We start from the raw sequence: 13,105 nt of genomic DNA, 5'->3' as shown, positions 1-13,105 counted from the left end.
TATGAAATATCAACAAATAAATAAATCGCTTTTCGAAACCAATCGAGCAAAATTCACAACTAAAATGAAACCTCATAGTTTAGCTGTTTTTAACTCGAACGACATTTATCCAATAAGCGCTGATAGTACTATGCCTTTCGAACAACATAGAGATATATTTTACCTGAGTGGCGTAGACCAAGAAGAAAGTATTTTAGTACTTTTTCCAGATTGCCCGAAAGAAAAGCACAGAGAGATTTTGTTTTTAAAAGAAACAAACGACCATATTGCTGTATGGGAAGGCGAAAAATTAACGAAGGAAAAAGCGTTTGAAACTAGTGGGATTAAAACTGTTTATTGGTTGCAGGACTTGGAAAAAATTATGTTCGAAATCATGACCCAATGCGATACCGTTTATATAAACACTAATGAACATTATCGTGCCAATGTTGAAACTGAAACACGTGAAGACCGATTTACAAAATGGCTTAAAAATAAATATCCTGCGCATGCTGTTGCAAAAAGTAATCCTATTTTACAACGATTAAGATCAGTAAAAGAACCCATTGAAATTGACCTTATACAAAAAGCATGCGATATAACAGAAAAAGGCTTTAGACGAATTCTAGAGTTTGTAAAACCAGGAGTTTGGGAATATGAAATTGAAGCTGAATTTATACATGAATTTTTAAGAAACCGATCGAAAAAATTTGCATACACCCCTATTGTGGCCTCAGGTAATAATGCCAACGTTTTACATTATGTTGAAAACAATCAGCAATGCCAAAGTGGAGATTTAATTTTATTAGACGTTGGTGCAGAATATGCAAATTATTCTAGCGATATGACTCGTACTATTCCTGTATCTGGCCGTTTTTCTGAAAGACAAAAAGCAGTATACAATGCCGTATTAAAAGTAAAAAACGAAGCTACAAAAATGCTTGTTTCAGGAACCGATTGGGCTCAATATCATGTGGAAGTTGGAAAACTAATGACTTCGGAATTACTCAATTTAAAACTTTTAGACAAAGCTGATGTTCAAAATGAAGATAAAGAATGGCCTGCTTACAAAAAGTATTTTATGCATGGCACGAGTCATCATATGGGTTTAGACACCCATGACTATGGTATTTTAACCGAGCCTATGCAAGCTAATATGGTGTTTACCGTGGAGCCTGGTATTTATATTCCTGATGAAGGCTTTGGTATAAGGCTAGAAGATGATGTTGTAATCCAAAAATCAGGAGAACCAATTAATTTAATGAAGAACATCCCCATTGAAATAGACGAGATTGAATCAATTATGAATACTTAAAAAAAGTAGAAGGGGTTTTTTAAAAAAACCCCTTCTTGCTATAAACACTAATATTATAATTTACAGAGTGACTAATTCAAATAAATAATTGTTTAGTTTTTGTAGCGTATTAATTTTATGCTTTGTGTCGATTAATAAAGAAATGTTATTATTACTTCCTCCATAAGAAATCATCCTGATTTTAACATCTTGTAAAATCTGGAACAATTTGTAAGTATCCTGATGGTTAACAACCGAATGACCTACAAGACAAACAATACTTTGGTTTTTGTCTACCTCAATTGTTGCTATTTTTTCAAGTTCAACTAAAATTTTATCTAGATTTCTGTCATCATCTATAGTCAAAGAAACTGCAACCTCCGATGTGGTAATCATATCGATAGAGGTTTTATAAATTTCAAAAATTTCGAATACTTTTCTTAAGAAACCATGGGCTTGCAACATGCGCGCCGATTTAATTTTTATAGCGGTAATATTATCTTTTGCAGCAATAGCCTTAACCCCGTTAGTTGACGTTTCGTTTGAAATTAATGTACCGTAAGCCTCCGGATTCATGGTGTTTTTTAAACGCACAGGTATATTATCTGCTCTTACAGGAGTAACCGTTTGTGGGTGTAATATTTTGGCGCCAAAATATGCTAACTCCGCAGCTTCTTCAAAAGACAGGTTTGAAATAGCACTTGTGTTTTCAACATATCTTGGATCATTATTATGCATTCCATCAATATCTGTCCAAATTTGAACCTCTTCAGCTTTAATTGCAGCACCAATAATAGTTGCTGTATAATCGCTTCCACCGCGTTGAAGGTTTGAAATATTTCCTTCATCATCTAAACAAATAAAACCTTGTGTGATATAAATTTCTGAATCTTCAGCGTTTTCAATAACAGTTTTAAAATTTGATTTTATATAGTCTAAATCTGGTTCTTTAAAACCATCAATACGCATAAAATCTAGAGCGGGCAGTAATGCAGATTTTATACCTTCTTGCTTTAAATAACTATTAAACATATAAGTTGAAAGCAATTCTCCTTGCGCTAAAATTCTATTTTCTAGAGTTTCAGTATATGCCTCATTAGTGCTATTAACCAATAATTCAAAAACACCAGATACATAACTTTTAACGCTGGTATTTAAAGCATGATCAGATAATAAATTATCAATGGTAACAAAATATTTTTCATGCAGCACGTTAATTTTATCAATGGTAGCATTAGGCTGACCAGATTTAATATCTTGAGCTATGGCAACCAATTGATTTGTAGTTCCAGACATGGCTGAAAGCACCACTATTTTTTTCTGCTGGTCGTTAATGATTTGTTTAACATTAAACATGCTTTCAACAGACCCAACAGATGTACCACCAAACTTTAATACTTTCATTTAAAAACCTATTTATTTCGTTCGCTTTTATTAAAAAATGCGTTCTATTTTGTTTATTTTCTGCTACAAAACTATAACTCATTTAGTTAACAACGATGTTTTTTAAAAAAAAGAGTTATTTTTACACAAATTGTTAAATAGTTAACACTTAATAATCAGGCACATGAAAACTGTTTCCAATTGTGTAGAAGACATTTTAATCTCGCAACCTTATCTAGAAGAAGCCTTATCTAGAAATATTATTAATTTTAGTGCACTCGCCATAGAACTTGTAGAGCCCATTAGCGATATGCTGAAGAAGGAGGTCAAACCAGGAGCTATAATGATGGCCTTGAGGCGCTATAACCCTCCCGCAACTTTAGGGAACTCAATTAAGATGAAGCGTGTTATACAAAATCTTGGAGACATCACCGTGCGCTCTAATCTTACCGATTTTACTGTAAAAAACTCTGCAACATTAATTGATAATCACGCTAAAATTTTAGAACGCATAAATAAAGAAGATAAACTTTTTTATGCTTTTACACGAGGAATTCACGAGAGTAACATTGTAGTTTCTAATAGTTTGAACGATTTTGTAAAACAGCATCTAAAAAACGAAACTTTCATTGCCGTACAAGAAAATTTATCTGCAATTAGCATTAATCTTCCGCAAGACAACTCTAAAATAGCAGGATTATATTATCACTTCTTTAAACGATTAGCTTGGGAAGGCATCGTCTTGTATGAAGTATTATCAACCACCAACGAGTTTACCATTTTAGTTGAAGATGAATTTGTCGATAAAGCTTTTACTGCCATTAAAAAGGTTAAATCTTAGTTTATTTAAATGCATAATTTATCTTTGCCAAAGATAAAATGAACATGTATTTAACCCACAAAGGTATTAGCGTTTTTTACACAGACCATGGTAGTGGAAACGTTATAGTATTACTTCATGGTTTTTTGGAAAACGCATCCATGTGGGAACCGTTCATAAAACCCCTTTCAAAAACAAACCGAGTTATTTGTATTGATTTATTGGGTCACGGTAAAACTGGCTGTTTGGGTTATGTGCATACTATGGAACTCATGGCCGAAGTTGTTAATGCTGTTCTCGAACATCTGAAAATCAAACATTCAACTTTTATTGGTCATTCCATGGGTGGCTATGTTACGCTCGCTTTCGCGGAACAATACCCAGATGCAATAAATGGATTATGTTTAATGAATTCTACCGCAGAAGATGATACTTTAGAAAAAAAAGCAAACAGAGACCGAGCTATTTTGGCCGTAAAACAAAATCATAAAACTTTTATTAGAATAGCAATTACCAACTTGTTCAGGCCAAAGAACAGAACTATATATGCTGAGAAAATAAAAGGTGTTATTCAAGAAGCGCAACTAACGCCCTTGCAAGGTATTGTAGCTGCACTTGAGGGTATGAAAATTCGAAAAAACCGTACTGAACTTTTACGAAAACTACCTTGTAAAAAAATGCTAATTGTTGGAAAAAAAGATCCTGTTTTAGATTACAAAAGTTTAAAAGATCAAACAAAAGCCTTAGATGTTGAATGGGTAGAATTTCCAGACGGACACATGAGTCATATTGAAAATAAAGATGAATTCTTACGTCATATCGTGCATTTCATCGAAAAATAATTACTTTTTGTCGAAATATCCAATTTTATTTTTAAATTTATGCACCGAATTTAGAGTAACATGAAAAAACCTACTAACAATCCAAAATTTATTCCGAGCATTTATTGCCGTTTTTTTGGGCATAATTATCAGATTACTAGAAAGGTGACTAATCATGTAAAAGAATACAATTGTAAGCATTGTAAAAAAGAGGTAACAACCAATAGCAATGGTAAACTTACAAAGCTTACGCCCATGTTTAAAGAAATAAATAGCATTTTAGAGCGGATACATACTACGAAAACTGATCGTTTAAAGAAAAAATCTTTCGTTTCGTCGATTTATTAACTACTTATGAACATAATAAGTTGGTTTTTAATACTTTTAGCTTTCTCTCTAAAACAAATTAATATGATTAGCACATGAAAAACATTCATTGTATGGTGTTTGGACATGATTACAAAGTAACTCGAAATGTTACATATCATGTAAAAGAATACACTTGTAAAAACTGTAAAAAGGAACTAACTACTAGTAGCAACGGTAACTTAGTAGAATTGACTCCAAAATTTAAAGAAATTAACGACGTTTTAGAACGCATTCACCACAAACGCATTCTTAGAATAAGTAAAAAGCAAAATAAAAACACGCCTAAAGAACCAAGGTTACTTATTGCTTAATCGTTAAAATTTTTCCAACCTTGTGCCTTTATCGGAATGCGTGTATCTGCACGTGTTACTAAATGTACGCCCTCCTTTTCTTCTTTAACATAGCCAATAACAGATAAATTAGGATTTGCTTTTATTTTTGGATAATCATCTTGCGAAATAGTAAAAAGCAATTCATAGTCCTCACCCCCATTTAATGCCACAGTTGTACTGTCTATATTAAACTCCTCACAAGTAGAAATTACTTGAGGATCTAACGGTATTTTTTCTTCATATAAATCGCAACCCACTTTACTCTGTTTACATATATGTATTATTTCAGAAGACAAACCATCACTGACATCAATCATAGATGAAGGTTTAACTTCTAAATCTTTAAACAACTTTATAATATCTTTTCTTGCTTCTGGTTTTAACTGCCTCTCAATAATATAACTATAAGGCTCTAAGTCTGGTTGATTATTCGGATTTACTTTATAAACTTCTTTTTCGCGTTCTAATATTTGAAGCCCCATATATGCTGCACCCAAATCACCGGTTACTACTAGCAAATCGTTTGGCTTGGCTCCACTTCTGTAAACGACATCATCGGTTTCAACCTCACCAATTGCCGTAACTGAAATCAATAAACCTTTGGTAGAAGATGTGGTATCACCTCCAACAACATCAATATCATAAATATTTGCAGCAGTCTCAATACCAGCATATAAATCTTCCAACGCTTCCAATGGAAACCTATTTGAAACCGCAATAGAAACTGTAATTTGTGTTGCTTTAGCATTCATTGCATAAACATCAGACAGATTTACAATTACCGCTTTATATCCTAAATGCTTCAAGGGCATATAACTCAAATCAAAATGCACACCTTCTACCAACAAATCGGTTGTTACTACAATCTTTTTGTTTTCAAAATTTAAAACCGCAGCATCGTCGCCAATACTTTTTACAGTCGACTTCTGTTTCACTTTAAAATTTTTAGTTAAATGATCAATTAATCCAAATTCGCCTAAATCACTTAACTTTGTTCTCTGTTGATTTTTATCTTCTATCATTTGGCAAAAATAAGAAGCTATTTTTGTTTTTACTATCTTTATACTAAAACTAAATCTATTTAGTTATAATTTCAAAATTTACTATGAAAATTTTACGCCCTATTTATAGCATCTGCTTCATTTGCTTTCTGTTTTTTATTGTTCAATCTTGCGACGACGAACCCGTAGAACTACCCACTATTGTTGATACAGACAATGATGGCATTGAAGATAGCATAGACAATTGCCCGTTAATTTCCAACCCTAATCAAGAAGATGACGATGACAATGGCGTTGGAAATACATGCGATGATAATGACGATGATGATGACGGTGTTTTAGATGTAGATGACAATTGCCCGTTGGTAGCAAATCCAGATCAAGATGATGATGATAATGATGGTATTGGTAATTTATGTGATGATGATTATGTAGATCCCAATACGCCTGTAGCAAAATGTGAAAACGGATTTGCAGATATTTACCCATGCAATGGCTATGATTTAATTGCAAACATACCATTATCAACTTTTGGAGCATCAGCCGGAAATGATTGTTGGGGATGGACAGACCAAACTACAGGAAAAGAGTATGCGCTAATGGCAACAAGCCATAACACAGTGTTTATTGATATTAGTAACCCTTACCAGCCTGTATATTTAGGAAATTTACCTACTGCAACTACAACTAGCCCTTGGCGAGATGTAAAAGTATACAAAGATCATGCATTTATTGTAGCAGATTGTAGTTTTGGCGACCCTACTTGTAATGACGATCACGGGTTGCAAGTTTTCGATTTAACAAGATTAAGAAATGTAGCAAACCCACCTGAAACTTTTACAGTTGACACACATTTTACTGAATTCGGAAAAGCACATAACATCGTCATTAACGAAGATAGTGGTTATGCGTATATAGTTGGCGCTAATAGAAGCTCCACTTACCTTGGTGGCCCAATCTTCATTAATATTTCAAACCCAAAAGCTCCAGTAGCAGAAGGTGGTTTTAAAGAAGGTGGCTATTCGCATGACGCACAAGTGGCAACCTATAATGGCCCTGATGCAGATTACACAGGCAAGGAAATTTTAATTGGAAGCAATGAAAACGAAGTGGTTATTGCAGATGTCTCAGATAAAGCAAACCCACAAATTATATCAACTATAAGTTATAATAACGTATGGTATGCCCATCAAGGTTGGTTTACAGAAGATATGAAATACTTTATTCTTGGAGATGAATTAGATGAAATTAGAGTTGGCACCAACACACGAACCATCGTTTTTGATTTTACAGATTTAGATAATCCAGTTTTTCATTTTGATTACCTCGGTCCAACCGAAGCTATAGACCACAACGGATATGTTAAAAATAACACCTATTTCTATGCGAGTTATAGAGCAGGTGTACGTATGCTAGATATTTCTCAAATAGGCAATAGTTCATTCACAGAAATTGGATACTTCGACACCTACCCGACTAATAATGCTACCGAGTTTAATGGGGCTTGGAATGTTTATCCGTATTTCTCAAGCGGGAACATTATTATTAGCGATATCGATCGAGGCTTATTCATCATAAGAAAGAGTGATTAACGCCGTCCCAAAATGTATATCTATTTAAAGAAACACATATTCGCCCTAAAAGTTGTTTCGTTATGCTTCTTCTTTTTAAACTGTTCAAAAAAAGACGATAATCAAAATAACATCCCAAAATCTGTCGAAATAGATTTTGTCAAAACTGTTGGTGGCACTCAAAATGAAAGCGGTCAAGCGGTTATAAACACTCGAGATGGTGGCTATGCTATTTTAGGTTATGCGCAAAGTATGGATGGAGATTTGAACAATAAAACCAATACTTCTTTTGATTATTGGGTTCTAAAATTCGACCAAAACGATGCGTTGCAATGGCAAAAAACCTATGGTGGAAGTGATGATGATAGAGGAAACGATATTATACAAACTTCAGATGGTGGTTACGCCATTATTGGTTTTAGTAAAAGTTTGGACGGCGATATTACCGAAAATAATGGCGCTCAAGATTTTTGGGTTTCAAGGATAGATGCTAGCGGAAACTTACTTTGGCAAAAATCATTTGGGTATCTAGGAGCAGATATTGGACTATCCATAATTCAAAGTCATGATGGCGGTTTTCTGCTTACTGGTGTTCTCGATGTTTCTGCCTCAAATGGTGAAGGAAATAGTAAATCTTCATTTTATAAAAGGCATGCTGGTGGTGATTATTGGGTAATTAAAATAAACGCTTCTGGCGATTTACAATGGAGCAGATACTTTGGTGGCACCTTTACAGACACCCCGTATGATGCTATTCAAACCAGTGATAGTGGGTATATAATTATAGGGTCTTCTGACAGTGGAGACGTCGATATCAGCAATAACAAAGGCACCTACGATTTTTGGGTATTGAAAATTTCAGATACCGGAGACCTACTTTGGGATAAGAATTTTGGAGGCTCTCAATCTGAAGAAGCGCGAAGCATTGTTAATACAAACGATGGAAATTTCATTATTGTTGGCGATACTAGAAGTAACGATTTAGACGTTTCAATAAATGCTGGTGCTGCAGATTTGTGGGCCATAAAAATTTCTCCTATCGGTGACCTCATTTGGGAAAAAACCTTTGGCGGAAGTAGTTTCGATGTGGCTAGATCTATATCAAAAACTCAAGATGATCATTTTATTATTTCTGGAAGTTCAAGAAGTCTGGATGGAGACTTGACCAATAATAATGGGCAGAACGATGCCTGGGTCATAAAAGTGGATACCAACGGAAAATTATTTTGGCAAAAATCTGTAGGTGGGTCAGAAATTGATTTTACTTATGATGCTGTTGAACTCGACAACCAAAGCATCATTGCTGTTGGAGACTCTAACAGTTCTAATTTTGATATTGAAGAAAACAAAGGGTTTTCAGACTTACTGATTATAAAAATAGAAGAATGAAAAAATTAGTATTCGTTTTTTTAATTTCTTGTTTAACATTTTTATCGTGTAGTGAAGATCAGGATGACAAGATATCTCAAGCCACTATTACCTTAAGTTTTAGTCATCATTGGGACGGAAACTTAGTGTCAAACGCAGATTTTAATACCATTAAATTCACGAATGCATTTGGAACTCAATTGAGTATTGAAAGACTTCGCTATCTTATTTCAAAAGTTACATTCTATAAACCGGACGGAAATAAAATAGAATTACAAGGCTATAATCTGGTAGATGTAACTAACAATCAAAATTTAACTTTTACATCACCAACACCTATTGAATTGGGATCTTATTCCAAAGTTTCGTTTACATTTGGCTTTAATAATGAAGATAATGCTGGTAATTATCAAGATTTAAATTCAGCCTCATGGAATGTGCCAGCAGCATTAGGAGGCGGTTATCATTACATGCAATTCGAAGGCAAGTTTATAAATACTTCAAATCAAGAACAAGGTTTTAATTATCATGCCATTCGAGCTGCCGAAAACCCAGGAGATAATCCAACATTCCCACAGGATACGTTTTTCGCAGTTGATTTAGGAGCGGTTACGATAACCAACAATACTACCTTTAATATTGAAATGAATATTGCCGAATGGTTCAAAAACCCAAACACCTGGAATTTAAATGAATTAAACCAAATGCTTATGCCAAATGCCGATGCTCAAATTTTGATGTATGAAAACGGTTTGAGCGTGTTTAGTTTAAAGTCTATTAATTAAAACCACATTGTTTTGAGGCTATGGAAACTACATATCATATTAATTCTGTTGGCTTGTTTTTCATGCGAAAACGAGTCTGTAGACCAATATGTAGCCACACCTTATCAACTTGAAATTCCAAAACTATTTCAAGACAATATATTAGCCCCCGTAATTCCATTAGATAATCCAATGACTGTTGAGGGCGTTGCATTGGGCAAAAAATTATTCTTCGACCCTATACTATCTGGCGATAATACCCAATCTTGTGCCGATTGTCATGCCCCTGAAAATGCATTTAGCGATACGCGAAAGTTCAGCGATGGCATAAATGGTGAATTCGGCAACCGCAATACCATGCCACTTTTTAACTTGGCGTGGAATTATGACGAAAAGTTTTTTTGGGATGGAAACACCTTTAGTTTAGAACATCAAGCGCTGGTGCCAGTTGCAGACCCAATTGAAATGAATAGTACGTGGATTGATGTTGAATTAAAACTTCAACAACATAATGAATATCCTAGCTTATTTGAAGATGCTTTTGGAACCACTAAAATAGATTCGAATTTAGTAACGAAAGCCATAGCCCAATTTGAACGCACCTTAATTTCTGCAAATTCAAAATTCGATCAATATCTTTTGGGTCAAACCAATTTAACTTCTGAAGAATTGAATGGTTTTAATATTTTTATGGATGAAGCCAGAGGCGATTGTTTTCATTGCCATGGCAGTGATAAAAACCCACTATGGACAGATAATGCATTTCACAACAACGGTTTAGACCATACGTTTACAGATTTAGGCTTAGGAGCAGTAACAGGAGACCCTGCTGATAACGGCAAATTTAAATCACCTTCATTACGAAACTTAGCCTTTACCGCACCATATATGCATGATGGACGATTTGCAACTTTAGACGATGTGATAAATCATTACAGTGAGGGTCTGAAAAATTCTTCAACAATAGATCCGCTAATGAAAAAAGTAAATCAAGGCGGTGTTCAACTTACTACAGAAGATAAAGCAGATTTAAAAGCCTTCCTTCTATCCCTTTCTGATACTGAATTTGTAAATAATTAAAGAATAATACTACATAATTGAATGTATTTCATCGAAAAAATACGTTTTTAAACAGTTTTTTATTTGATTTTGTATAAATTGTTCCCGAGTTAAGAGTCAATTAATGAGCAAACACATAACATCTAACATGTTCTGTTCGGCCTACGGACATAATTATTTTCGTTTGAAACAAGCAAACGCGAATACTCCAGAACTGATATGCAAGTGCTGCAAAGGCTATTTTAAGTTTGAAAATGACGGCTCTATAACTCCTATTTCTCAAAAAGAAAATAAAAAATCTACTTCGTTTCCTTACAAGAGAAGAACCGCCTAAACCCTTCGAAACATTCAACTTACCAAAAGATTTCTTTCCTTAATTAAATACTTATTAATTAAATAAGAAAAACCTATAAAGCGATATATTAATATAATGTTAGGTTATTCGAATTTCACTGACTTATATTGTATATTTGTGCTCTATTTAGAAACTGTCTTAATAAAAATTATTAATTCAAACTAAATTTAATAAAAAAAGAAATATGATAAAAGTCTCTGAAACAGCTAAAAAGAAGGTGATAGAGCTTATGACTGATGATGGCTACAATGCAACTACTGATTATGTTCGAGTAGGTGTAAAAAGTGGCGGTTGTTCTGGTTTATCTTATGATTTAAAATTTGATAAAGAACAACAAGATGGTGATAAAGTATTTGAAGACAATGGCGTTAAAATCATAGTGGATAAAAAAAGTTTTCTATACCTAATTGGCACAACTTTAGAATATTCAGGAGGATTAAACGGCACAGGCTTTGTGTTTAACAATCCTAATGCCAACCGTACTTGCGGTTGTGGCGAATCATTTTCATTATAAAAAAGAAAGTATTATGTCGAAGTATACCGAAGATGATTTACGCGAAGAATTAAAAACCAAAGAATACGAATACGGTTTTTACACAGATATTGAATCAGACACATTTCCTAATGGCTTAAATGAAGATATTGTGCGCGCAATTTCTAAAAAGAAAGAAGAGCCACAATGGATGACCGATTGGAGATTGGAAGCCTTTAGAGTTTGGCAAGAAATGACCGAACCAGAATGGGCAAACGTAAAATATAAAAAGCCAGATTTTCAAGCCATATCGTATTATTCTGCACCTAATAGCAAGCCAAAATACGATAGTATTGACGAAGTTGATCCAGAATTGTTAGCAACTTTCGAGAAATTAGGTATTTCCCTAGATGAACAGAAAAAATTAGCTGGTGTCGCCATGGATGTGGTTGTAGATTCTGTTTCTGTAGCTACAACTTTCAAGAAAACTCTAGGAGAAAAAGGTATTATTTTTATGAGTATTTCTGAAGCCATTAAAGAGCATCCAGAACTTGTGAAAAAATATTTAGGAACTGTGGTTCCGCAAAAAGACAACTTCTACGCAGCTTTAAACTCTGCAGTTTTTAGTGATGGTAGTTTCTGTTACATTCCAAAAGGCGTGCATTGTCCTATGGAATTATCAACCTACTTTAGAATTAATCAAGCTGGCACCGGTCAGTTTGAAAGAACACTTGTTATTGCTGATGAAGGCAGTTACGTAAGTTATTTGGAAGGCTGTACAGCTCCAAGTCGTGATGAAAACCAATTACATGCTGCGGTTGTAGAATTAATTGCTTTAGATGATGCCGAAATAAAATACTCAACCGTACAAAACTGGTATCCTGGAAATGCTGAAGGTAAAGGTGGTGTATACAACTTTGTAACAAAACGCGGAATTTGCGAGAAAAATGCTAAAATTTCATGGACGCAGGTAGAAACTGGAAGCGCTGTAACTTGGAAGTACCCATCTTGTATTTTGAAAGGTGATAATTCAGTAGGTGAATTTTATTCTATTGCGGTTACTAACAATTATCAGCAAGCCGATACTGGAACCAAAATGATTCATTTGGGTAAAAACACAAAGTCTACAATCATATCTAAAGGTATTTCAGCTGGAAAATCACAGAATTCTTACCGCGGATTGGTGCAAATAAACTCCAGAGCAGATAACGCCCGTAACTTCTCGCAATGCGATAGTTTACTTATGGGTAATGCCTGCGGAGCACATACTTTTCCATACATAGAAGCTAAAAATAAAACAGCAAAAATAGAACACGAAGCGACTACAAGTAAAATTGGTGAAGACCAAATTTTTTATTGTAATCAACGTGGTATTGATACTGAAAAAGCAATTGCCTTAATTGTTAATGGTTTCAGTAAAGATGTTTTAAATAAACTCCCAATGGAATTTGCTGTAGAAGCTCAAAAATTATTAGAAATAAGTTTAGAAGGAAGTGTCGGATAATATATTAGAATTC

Annotated in this window: 14 protein-coding genes; 12 read left to right on the top strand and 2 right to left on the bottom strand. The window is 34.1% G+C overall.

Annotated elements, in window-relative coordinates:
• Nucleotide 1 precedes the first annotated feature (1 nt).
• Nucleotides 2-1,294, top strand: a complete 1,293-nt coding sequence (locus O5O44_RS02710; RefSeq protein ID WP_289195633.1) for an aminopeptidase P family protein — start codon at nt 2-4, stop codon at nt 1,292-1,294.
• Nucleotides 1,295-1,354: 60 nt separating this feature from the next.
• Here the strand turns inward: O5O44_RS02710 and O5O44_RS02705 are convergent, their stop codons facing one another.
• On the bottom strand, nt 1,355-2,677 hold the full coding sequence (locus O5O44_RS02705; RefSeq protein WP_289195632.1) for an aspartate kinase: 1,323 nt from the start codon (nt 2,675-2,677) through the stop codon (nt 1,355-1,357).
• A 163-nt stretch (nt 2,678-2,840) separates the two neighbouring features.
• Between O5O44_RS02705 and O5O44_RS02700 the strand changes: the two genes are divergently transcribed.
• The 4 genes from O5O44_RS02700 (at nt 2,841) to O5O44_RS02685 (ending at nt 4,977) form a co-directional block, all read left to right on the top strand.
• Complete coding sequence (locus O5O44_RS02700; RefSeq protein WP_019385984.1) at nt 2,841-3,497, top strand: hypothetical protein; 657 nt, start codon at nt 2,841-2,843, stop codon at nt 3,495-3,497.
• 44 nt (nt 3,498-3,541) lie between these two features.
• Nucleotides 3,542-4,318 carry an alpha/beta fold hydrolase gene (locus O5O44_RS02695; RefSeq protein WP_289195631.1) on the top strand — a complete coding sequence of 259 codons (777 nt, stop codon included), beginning with the start codon at nt 3,542-3,544 and terminating at the stop codon, nt 4,316-4,318.
• A gap of 60 nt (nt 4,319-4,378) precedes the next feature.
• On the top strand, nt 4,379-4,645 hold the full coding sequence (locus O5O44_RS16325) for a DUF1660 family phage protein (RefSeq protein ID WP_289195630.1): 267 nt from the start codon (nt 4,379-4,381) through the stop codon (nt 4,643-4,645).
• A gap of 74 nt (nt 4,646-4,719) precedes the next feature.
• Entirely contained in the window at nt 4,720-4,977 is a 258-nt protein-coding gene (locus O5O44_RS02685) for a DUF1660 family phage protein (RefSeq protein WP_019385980.1), read from the top strand.
• Here O5O44_RS02685 and thiL read toward each other — a convergent pair.
• Nucleotides 4,974-6,020, bottom strand: a complete 1,047-nt coding sequence (thiL, locus tag O5O44_RS02680) for a thiamine-phosphate kinase (RefSeq protein ID WP_289195629.1) — start codon at nt 6,018-6,020, stop codon at nt 4,974-4,976. The genes O5O44_RS02685 and thiL overlap by 4 nt on opposite strands.
• Nucleotides 6,021-6,103: 83 nt before the next feature.
• Here thiL and O5O44_RS02675 point away from each other — a divergent pair, with 83 nt between their 5' ends.
• From O5O44_RS02675 to sufB, 7 genes are all read left to right on the top strand, one after another.
• Complete coding sequence (locus O5O44_RS02675; protein ID WP_289195628.1) at nt 6,104-7,591, top strand: choice-of-anchor B family protein; 1,488 nt, start codon at nt 6,104-6,106, stop codon at nt 7,589-7,591.
• A 12-nt stretch (nt 7,592-7,603) separates the two neighbouring features.
• Nucleotides 7,604-8,959 (top strand): hypothetical protein, encoded by a 1,356-nt coding sequence (locus tag O5O44_RS02670; protein WP_289195627.1) that lies wholly within the window; start codon nt 7,604-7,606, stop codon nt 8,957-8,959.
• On the top strand, nt 8,956-9,723 hold the full coding sequence (locus O5O44_RS02665; RefSeq protein ID WP_289195626.1) for an MbnP family protein: 768 nt from the start codon (nt 8,956-8,958) through the stop codon (nt 9,721-9,723). Before O5O44_RS02670 ends, O5O44_RS02665 begins: the two co-directional genes overlap by 4 nt.
• 12 nt (nt 9,724-9,735) lie before the next feature.
• The gene (locus O5O44_RS02660) at nt 9,736-10,782 is read left to right on the top strand and encodes a cytochrome-c peroxidase (protein ID WP_289195625.1); all 1,047 of its coding nucleotides are present in this window, start codon (nt 9,736-9,738) and stop codon (nt 10,780-10,782) included.
• A gap of 103 nt (nt 10,783-10,885) precedes the next feature.
• The gene (locus O5O44_RS02655) at nt 10,886-11,095 is read left to right on the top strand and encodes a hypothetical protein (protein WP_143148054.1); all 210 of its coding nucleotides are present in this window, start codon (nt 10,886-10,888) and stop codon (nt 11,093-11,095) included.
• Nucleotides 11,096-11,300: 205 nt separating this feature from the next.
• Nucleotides 11,301-11,630, top strand: coding sequence for a HesB/IscA family protein (locus tag O5O44_RS02650; protein ID WP_019385974.1), 330 nt, complete (start codon nt 11,301-11,303; stop codon nt 11,628-11,630).
• Nucleotides 11,631-11,643: 13 nt separating this feature from the next.
• Nucleotides 11,644-13,092: a Fe-S cluster assembly protein SufB gene (gene sufB, locus O5O44_RS02645; RefSeq protein ID WP_026009873.1), complete on the top strand. Its 1,449-nt coding sequence runs from the start codon at nt 11,644-11,646 to the stop codon at nt 13,090-13,092.
• Nucleotides 13,093-13,105 lie beyond the last annotated feature (13 nt).

The organism is Algibacter luteus (genome assembly GCF_030344935.1).
Lineage (GTDB): Bacteria > Bacteroidota > Bacteroidia > Flavobacteriales > Flavobacteriaceae > Arenitalea > Arenitalea lutea.
The sequence above is the reverse complement of the archived record's forward strand: the minus strand, read 5'-3'. Positions and strand labels throughout refer to the sequence as shown.

What these genes read in the sequence shown, in the direction of transcription:
- sufB (WP_026009873.1), top strand. Translation starts at nt 11,644, where the DNA reads ATGTCGAAGTATACCGAAGATGATTTACGCGAAGAATTAAAAACCAAA.
- O5O44_RS02655 (WP_143148054.1), top strand. Translation starts at nt 10,886, where the DNA reads ATGAGCAAACACATAACATCTAACATGTTCTGTTCGGCCTACGGACAT.
- O5O44_RS02705 (WP_289195632.1), bottom strand. Translation starts at nt 2,677, where the DNA reads ATGAAAGTATTAAAGTTTGGTGGTACATCTGTTGGGTCTGTTGAAAGC.
- O5O44_RS02700 (WP_019385984.1), top strand. Translation starts at nt 2,841, where the DNA reads ATGAAAACTGTTTCCAATTGTGTAGAAGACATTTTAATCTCGCAACCT.
- O5O44_RS02695 (WP_289195631.1), top strand. Translation starts at nt 3,542, where the DNA reads ATGTATTTAACCCACAAAGGTATTAGCGTTTTTTACACAGACCATGGT.
- O5O44_RS02665 (WP_289195626.1), top strand. Translation starts at nt 8,956, where the DNA reads ATGAAAAAATTAGTATTCGTTTTTTTAATTTCTTGTTTAACATTTTTA.
- O5O44_RS02675 (WP_289195628.1), top strand. Translation starts at nt 6,104, where the DNA reads ATGAAAATTTTACGCCCTATTTATAGCATCTGCTTCATTTGCTTTCTG.
- thiL (WP_289195629.1), bottom strand. Translation starts at nt 6,020, where the DNA reads ATGATAGAAGATAAAAATCAACAGAGAACAAAGTTAAGTGATTTAGGC.
- O5O44_RS16325 (WP_289195630.1), top strand. Translation starts at nt 4,379, where the DNA reads ATGAAAAAACCTACTAACAATCCAAAATTTATTCCGAGCATTTATTGC.
- O5O44_RS02650 (WP_019385974.1), top strand. Translation starts at nt 11,301, where the DNA reads ATGATAAAAGTCTCTGAAACAGCTAAAAAGAAGGTGATAGAGCTTATG.
- O5O44_RS02710 (WP_289195633.1), top strand. Translation starts at nt 2, where the DNA reads ATGAAATATCAACAAATAAATAAATCGCTTTTCGAAACCAATCGAGCA.
- O5O44_RS02685 (WP_019385980.1), top strand. Translation starts at nt 4,720, where the DNA reads ATGAAAAACATTCATTGTATGGTGTTTGGACATGATTACAAAGTAACT.
- O5O44_RS02670 (WP_289195627.1), top strand. Translation starts at nt 7,604, where the DNA reads ATGTATATCTATTTAAAGAAACACATATTCGCCCTAAAAGTTGTTTCG.